We start from the raw sequence: 1,502 nt of genomic DNA on the forward strand, positions 1-1,502 counted from the left end.
GTGGATGAGGGTTTGGTTGTGTCGGCGTTCGTCGTTGATGGCTTGGGTGCGGTTCTGTGCGCGGGTGGTGGTGCGTCGGGGCATGGCCAGCGTGCGCGCGGCCGCGTCGGTGGTGCCGCTGGCCGGGGGCGTGACGGTGAGCGGTGCGGTGGGTCGGCACAGGGTGGGGAACAGCAGTCGGCTGCCGGGATAGGTGGTGTAGGTCTGGCCGTCCGGTGAGGTCCACTGCACGGTGCCGTCGGGGTGCTGGAGATCGTGCCAGCCCCAGAAGGTTTTGAGTAAGTGGTGTTGTCGGCAGAGAACTTTGAGGTTGGAGGCCTGCGTCGGGCCGTGCGGGTAGGCGATGCTGTGGTCGACATCGCAGCTGTCGGCGGGGTGGTCGCAGCCCGGGAACCGGCACGTCATATCCCGGCACCGCACAAACGTGGCGAGGACAGCGGAGGGGATGTAGCGCGGCTCGGGAGGGGCGTCACCGGGATGGCGGATCGGCACCAGCTTGGCCGAACCGGCCACCTTGGCCGCCAACAGGGGTGCGGGCAGCATCCCGCCGCCCAGCAGCACCGCCGGCGGGGTGGCGGCGATGACCTCGGGGTCGGGGGGACCCGGGGCCAGCAGTTCTCGCCAGGTCATCTGCTGCCAGGGCTTGCGATCCGGATCCACGGGTTCTTCGCCGTCCAACGACACCGGGGTGTGATCGGTCAGGGACTCCTCGTGGGCGATCACATGGACAACCACCGCGCTGGCCTGGACGGTGGCGGCGTCGCAGTCGGGGTCCTCACAGCCGCAGACGAGCCGGTCAGCTTTGTGCCCGAGCGCGCCCAGCGCGGCGGCGCGGCGCTGCTCGTGGGTGCGCGGGTCCTTGTCGCACACGGTGTGGGCGATCGCGTCCAGGCGTTGGTCGAGGGCTTCGCCGTCGGTGATGATCAGCCGGCCCTCGATGAACACCACACCTGATCCGTCGTCGGGGTCGTGGATGTCGACATGGCAGTGGCGGGCGGAGTATTCGGTGCGCCGCACCGCCGCCGGCTCGTAGCGATCGACCCAGTAGTCGATCTGGGTCTCGGTCTTGTGTGCCGAGAGCGATCCCCAGTCTTCGACCCGGGCGGCGATCTCGGTGTCGACTTTGGCCATCGCGTCGGGATCGCTGATCAGCCGGGTGCGGGCCACGATCGCTGAGGCCAGCCGGTAGTTGATCGCCCCGGCGGCGAACACCTCACCCACCCGCGGGAGCCGTTCGCGCAATCCGATGGCCATGAGCACTTGATGCGAGGCCACCCCCAGCGACACGTGCTGGGCGGCGGCCACCGACGCCGCGACCGCACCCCAGTTGTCCAGACACCACTGCTCACGCTCCTCAGAGCCGTCGGCGGCCCACATCCGCTCCAGTTCGTCGGCGGTGGCCAACAGCCTTCGCGCACACGCGGCGTTCTCCACCCGCGCCCACGCCCCCACCGCCGCACCACCCCGGCTGCGGTGCGCCTGCTCCACCAACGAATCGAACA

1 protein-coding gene is annotated in these 1,502 nt (G+C 69.8%); it reads right to left on the bottom strand.

Going from position 1 to position 1,502, the window contains the following annotated elements; translation table 11 throughout:
• Positions 1 to 1,502: HNH endonuclease signature motif containing protein (locus BST47_RS30055; RefSeq protein ID WP_234809935.1), on the bottom strand; the 1,502-nt coding region annotated here is incomplete at both ends.

Source organism: Mycolicibacterium tusciae (assembly GCF_002086795.1).
GTDB classification, from domain to species: domain Bacteria; phylum Actinomycetota; class Actinomycetes; order Mycobacteriales; family Mycobacteriaceae; genus Mycobacterium; species Mycobacterium tusciae.